At 67.7% G+C, this 6,012-nt stretch carries 4 protein-coding genes; 3 read left to right on the forward strand and 1 reads right to left on the reverse strand.

The genetic code is table 11. The features are described 5' to 3' along the window. Positions 1-6: 6 nt before the first annotated feature. Positions 7-1,608 (reverse strand): hypothetical protein, encoded by a 1,602-nt coding sequence (locus VM054_12080; protein ID HUT99796.1) that lies wholly within the window; start codon positions 1,606-1,608, stop codon positions 7-9. A 178-nt stretch (positions 1,609-1,786) separates the two neighbouring features. On the opposite strand from VM054_12080, the gene VM054_12085 reads away from it, so the two are divergent. From VM054_12085 to VM054_12095, 3 genes are read left to right on the forward strand one after another with little or no spacing between them, the layout of a single operon-like run. Beyond that, the gene (locus VM054_12085; protein HUT99797.1) at positions 1,787-3,772 is read left to right on the forward strand and encodes a hypothetical protein; all 1,986 of its coding nucleotides are present in this window, start codon (positions 1,787-1,789) and stop codon (positions 3,770-3,772) included. Between the two features lies 1 nt (position 3,773). Then, the gene (locus VM054_12090) at positions 3,774-4,667 is read left to right on the forward strand and encodes a peptidyl-prolyl cis-trans isomerase (GenBank protein HUT99798.1); all 894 of its coding nucleotides are present in this window, start codon (positions 3,774-3,776) and stop codon (positions 4,665-4,667) included. Beyond that, positions 4,667-5,944, forward strand: coding sequence for a peptidylprolyl isomerase (locus tag VM054_12095; protein HUT99799.1), 1,278 nt, complete (start codon positions 4,667-4,669; stop codon positions 5,942-5,944). Before VM054_12090 ends, VM054_12095 begins: the two co-directional genes overlap by 1 nt. The last annotated feature ends 68 nt before the right edge of the window (positions 5,945-6,012 follow it).

Genomic DNA, 6,012 nt, shown 5'->3' on the forward strand with positions numbered 1-6,012 from the left:
CCCGCGTCAGACGTACTCCCGCAGACCGGCGTAATCGGCGGGGTCCTCGCCCCGCTCGCGCATCCCCTCGAGGAACTCCGCCAGAGCGGTGTCCGTATCCAGGACCGTCCCCCCCGCCGTCCGGTAGAGGTAAACCCGCCGTCCATCACCGGGGCGGATGGAGACCAGCTCCCGGTCACCCCAGAGCGGGACGGTCTCCCCCGAGGCCGTCTCCACCACCGGCACCTGGGCGTTCTCCTGGGCCGGGAAGAGCGAGGCCTCCTCCCGCAGCTCCTGGAGGACACGGGCCAGCGGCACACCGGACTTGAGCGCGCCGGTCTTCAGGCGGCTGTAGGAGGTCTCGATCCGGGCCCCCTGGAGCGCCCACCGCAGCGCGGCGAACTCGAACCGCCGCATGTTGTCCACGGTGTAGAGCGCCTCGTTGTAGACCGTTACCCCGGACTTCCGCAGACGGGTTATCACCGTCACCGCCTCGGGGGTGACCTCGTAGGCGTGGCAGAAACGGGACACCAGCCCCACCTCGAGCTGGGTCGGCTTGACGTGCCGGGAGATTATTTTCGTTAAAAGAGCGGTGAAGCGCGGGGGCATCACCACGGGGAAGTCGGATCGGATGAGAATGCGCCGGATGTGCTTGTACCGCGAGAGCCCGGCCAGGATGCCCTCGACCTTGGAGTCGGTCAGGCACAGGACGTCGCCCCCGCCGATGACCGCCTCCCAGACCTCCGGGTTGTCGCCGAACCACTCCAGGGCCGAGCGGAGCTTGGAGTCGGTGACGTCCAGTTCGGTGGGCGGCGGCTCGTAGCACGAGTACTGGGGGGAGGCGAGGCAGGGCTTGACCAGGGCGCTGAAGGGGTTGAGGCGCTCGACGAGGAGTTGCGCCCCGCCGGCCTCTCCGCCGTCGTCGGTCGCCTTCACCGCCGTGGTCGGCGGCAGGACGCGGTTGCGCAGGGACCGGTCGAAGAGCTCCCCGGGGTCATCATCGAAGAGGGAGAGGTAGTAGGGGGTGACGGACCACCGCACCCCGGCGGCCTCCGCCGCGTCCAACCCCGCCTTCTCGCCCTCGGAGAGTGGGATGAGCTCGGCCAGGAGAACCCGGTCGCGCACCGTGTTGCGGGTCTGCCAGATCCAGTCGTCCCACTGGCTGGGCGACCCGCCGAGCCGGTTGAGGATGCGGACGCGGTTCTTGTGCCGCCGCCGGTAAACGTCCCGGTCGGTGCCCGCGGGGTAACGGGTGAGGAAGAGGGAGGCCGCCTCCCCGACCGGCGGGCCCTCGGCCTCCTCCGAGCCCGCGAGCGCGGACAACAGGCCGTCCAGCTCGAAGAGAAAACCCTGGGAGACCCCCTCGGTCCGCCCGTTCGCCAGGGCCGCCAGGGTCCCCATCACCGGGACGCCGGTCAGCTCCTCGGCCCACCGGCCGGTGACGGTCTCCAGGACGCTCAGGGCGCGGTGCATACGCACCGAGGAGCACCCGGCCCCGAGCTCGGCCAGCATCCCGTGGAACAGCCGCCGGCACTCCTCGACGTCGCCGATCCCCGCGAGACGCTCCTCGAGGCCCGGCAGACGGGAGAGCACCTCCTGGCGACCGACGTCCGTTATCGCTTGGGTCATCCGGCTCCGCTCCACCGGGTTCGGGTCGGTACACGAAAGGGGACTCTCCTAGTTTAACATATCCTCACCCGGCGGGCTAACCGACCCCGCTTCGTTGACACTCCAAGGTTTAAGTGTTATAAAGGGGGCCTCTCAGTCCGGAAACATTTCCCGACGTACCCAACGGGGGTGCTTAAAAATGCGTTTTCGACCGATCCCGACCCTCCTCGCGGCGGCAGCCGTCGCCCTCCTCTCGGCGGGGTGCGGCGCCGAGGGCGAGACGATTCTGACCGTCGGCGGGAACACATATACCATCGGCGATCTCGCCGACCACTACGCCCACCTGGACCCCTCAACCCGTCCCATCATCTCCAACTACGAGGACGCCCGGGATTACCTCACCGCCTTCAGCAACAAGGTGCTCCTGGAGACGGCGGCGCGGGAGGCGGGATACTACGAGAACCCCATGACGGTGTCCGAGTTCGAAATCTGGCGCCGGGGACGCCTCATCTCCGCCCTCCAGCAGCAGGTGACCGCCGACGTCACCATCACCGAGCAGGAGCTCAACTCGTGGGTGCAGCGTTTCCTCTCCGAGGGGGTTTACTTCAGTCTGATCCAGTTCGCCAGCCAGGCCGAGGCCCAGGCGGGCTACGAGCGGCTCAAGGCCGGCGAGGATTTCGGCAAGGTGGCCCGGGAGACCTTCTACATAAAGGGCCCCGGCGACATCTTTCTGACCCAGGCGGGCGGAGCGAGCGAATCGCCGTTGCAGTGGAGCCCCTCCCGCCGCAACGAGGTCATCTTCGGCCTCGAGGAGGGCCGGTTCTCCGAACCCGTGTTTTACGACCTCCACAACGAGTGGGTGTACTACATCTTTCTCAACCGCGGTCCGGCTCCGAAGGACGACTTCGCCGTCACCGACGACGACGAGATACGCCCCCGCCTGCGCCAGGAGATGCTCTTCGAGCGCTCCAAGGAGAAATGGGAAGCGTACATGGCGGACCTGCGCTCCCGGGCGACCATCGAGGTCAACCAGGACCTCCTGGACCAGCTCGACGCCATCCTGGAGGACGTCTACCAACGGTCCACCGACGGAAGTCTGATAGCGAGCCGCAACACACTGCTCTCCATCACGCCCGAGGACCTCGTCGGCCTGGGCTCCACCATGGCCCAGCCCACCGCCTTCGCCCGGGATATAGCGAACCGGGCGAACGAGCGTCGCATGATGTTCACCGATTCCCTCTCGCCCTTCTTTCAGGAGCACCGGAACGACTTCCTGGTGAAGGTGAACGGGGAGAGCGTCCCGTTGAGGTACTGCACCCAGAACGTCCTGTTGTGGCTCCCCATTGACGATACCCGGCTCCTGCGACCCGAGTCCCGCCGGGAGCTCCTCCAGCGATTCGTGGACACGAGCGTCAACGACCAACTGGCCCTGCAGGAGGCCGTGGAGCTCGGTCTGGACACGAAGGAACCCCTCGCCTCCAAGATCACCCGGAAACAGGACGAGATAGCGGTCACCCTCTTCCGCCAGGAGCGCTTCCTCGCCACCCAGCCCCGGCCCACCGAGGAGGAGGTCCGTCTCCGCTACGAGGAAACCATAGACCGATTCGTTTACGACCTGAGGATGGCCTACTACCTCGCCGTTCTCCCCGACCGCGACCGGGCGGAGGAGCTGCGGGCGCTTCTGGTGGACGAGGCCAACTTCGATTCCCAGGTCGAGTCCATCGTGAGCCTGGCCGAGCTGGAGACCAGGGCCCCCGGCGAGCCGCTGGCCCACAGCCCCGAAGAGCTCCTGCGCATCATCATCCGCGACGAGTCCCTGGACAAGAAGACCGCCAACATCCACCAGTCCGTCGAGATTGACGAGGCGGACGACTACCTCCTGCCCGGTTTCGAGCACGAAAAGGGGTGGATCAGCCCGGTCATCGAGGGCGAGCGCGACGGGGTGACGGGCTACGGCATCCTCTACGTCCTGGACATCCTGCAGCCGTCCGACCGCACCCTGGAGAACGACCCCACCCTCTACGACTACCTCGTGGAGGAGCTGATGCGCGAGGCGGAGCCCGGGCTCTTCGACCGGTTCATCGAGGAGCTCAAGAAAAGCTACCCCGTGGTTTACGACGAGGATCTCGTGGAAGACCTCTTCGACGCCCTCTTGGATGCGTCGCGAACCGTACCGGAGGCCTGACGTGCACCGCCCGTTGACGCTGTTCTTTGCCGCCCTGTTCGTCCTCGCCGGCTGCGGCGGGGAGGAGGGCGACGAGGATGTCATCGCCACCGTCCAGGGGGAGAGGATCACCCGGGAGGAGGCCTGGGAGCTGATGGGGGCCGACCCGGGCACGCCGATCCCCGAGGAGGTGGTGGACCGCCTGATAACGCGCCGCCTGGTGCTCCGGGAGGCCCTGGATCTGGGCATCACCGTACCAGACGAGAAGGTGGAGCGTATCTACCAGGCCCTGGCGGCCAACGACGAGGTCATCCTCGCCGGCGGTCCGGCGGCCCGGATGCGGGAGCAGAAGCTCCGCGAAAAGGTGCGCGAGGATCTACTCTACGAGGCCGTGGTCGGCCAGGAGGTCCTCGACCGGATTCAGGTCACCGAGGCGGAGATCGCCGCGTACTACCAGGAACACGCCGCCGAGCTCGACGACCGGCCGCTGAAGTTCCACCAGATAGTGACCGCCGACCTCGAGAGCGCCGACGCGGTCCTCGCCCGTCTCGAGGCGGGGGAGGACTTCGAGGAGCTGGCCCGTTCGCTCTCCATAGCGCCCGAGGGTCCCGCGGGGGGGCTGGTCGAGGTGACGGGCCCCGAGGACCTGCCCCAGACCCTGGCGGCGGCGCTCGAAGGCCTGAAGGTCGGAGAGATTTCCGGGCCGGTCCAGACCGACTACGGCTTCCACCTCCTTATGATCCGGGAGGAGCCGGAGGAGGAGACGGTTCCGCCGCTGGCCCTCGTCCGGGACCGGATCCACGACATCCTCTTCGAGGAGAAAAGCGCTTCGGAGCGCGAGAAATGGCTCGCCGGCCTGTGGGCCAAGGCCGAGGAGACCATCTGGCGCGCGCCCCGGGAGGAACCGGAAGGGTAATGCGCATCGCACCCATCGTTCTCGTGACCCTGGCCGTCGCGGTGTCCGCCGCCGAGGTGCTGGACCGCATCGCCGTCGTGGTCGCCGACGAGCCCATCCTGGCCTCGGAAATCCAGGGGACGGTGCAGAACTACCTGGCACAGATCGGCGCGCGACCCTCGCCCGACGAACTCGACCTGTTGACCAAGCAGGTTTTCGCCCAACTGGTGGCCAACCGTGTGTTCGTCCAGGAGGCCGAGCGCCGGGGGATAACGATAACCTACGCCCAGCTCGACTCCCTGGTCGCCAAGCAGTTCACCCAGGCGCGCTCCGCCTACGCCTCCGAAGAGGAGTTCACCGCCGCGATCGCGGGGGTCGGCCTCACCGTGGACAAACTCGAGGACCTCTACCGCACGCAGGCCCGGGAAGATTACCTCATCTCCCAGCTCATGCAGGAGTACTACTCGGCCCGGATCAACATCACCGAAGAGGACATAGACGACTACCTGGCGCTGTACGAGTCGGATGAGGGGAGCCGGGTCGTCTACACCCTGCGCCACGTCACGGCCTACGTGCGGCCCGGGGCGGCCACCGAGGGCGAGGTCGAGGCCCTGGCGGCGCGCATCGCCGGTCTCGCCCGCCGCGGCGGCGACTTCTTCGCCCTCGCCGACACCTACTCCGACGTCCCCGCCGATCTGGGCGTCGTCGAGCGGGGCTTCCTCGAGGAGCCCCTGGACCGGGCACTCTTCTCCCTGGCCCCGGGGGAGGTCTCCGACCCCGTCCGCACCAAATACGGCTGGCACGTGGCCAAGGTCCTCGAGCGCCTGGACGAGAATCACGTCCGCGCGGCCCACATCCAGCTCAACGTCCGGCCCACCTCCGACGACGAGGCGAGGACCTACGAGGCGCTGGACGCCGTCCGCCGGCTGCTCGAACGCGACCCCCGGGCCGACGTCTCCGACACCGGCTACGAGGACATCCTCGAGGTGGAGGTACGGCAGACGGCCCAGAGCGTCATCGAGACCACCAACGCCCCCCTGGGGGCGGAGCTGGCGGGCATGGCTGCGGGGGGCGTGTCCTCCGCCTACGGGGTGAGCGGCGGCCTGCGCGTCACCCAGCTCGTGGATCGGACCGAGCGCCGGGAGATGACCCGCGAGGAGGCCGAGGCGGCCATCTACTCCCAGAGGACGCAGGAGAAGCAGACCGTGTGGGTCACCGAGCTCATCGCCAAGACCTACATAGACGTGAAGCTGCCGGAATTGCGGGGCATCCTCGACGCCGGCCCGGGCCAGCGCTGACCGCCGTACACCCCGCCGTATCATTGCTCCCTGTAGGGCGGCCCCTCGAACAAATTTCGTAGGGGCCG

Source organism: bacterium, from assembly GCA_035528375.1.
Lineage (GTDB): Bacteria > RBG-13-66-14 > RBG-13-66-14 > RBG-13-66-14 > RBG-13-66-14 > RBG-13-66-14.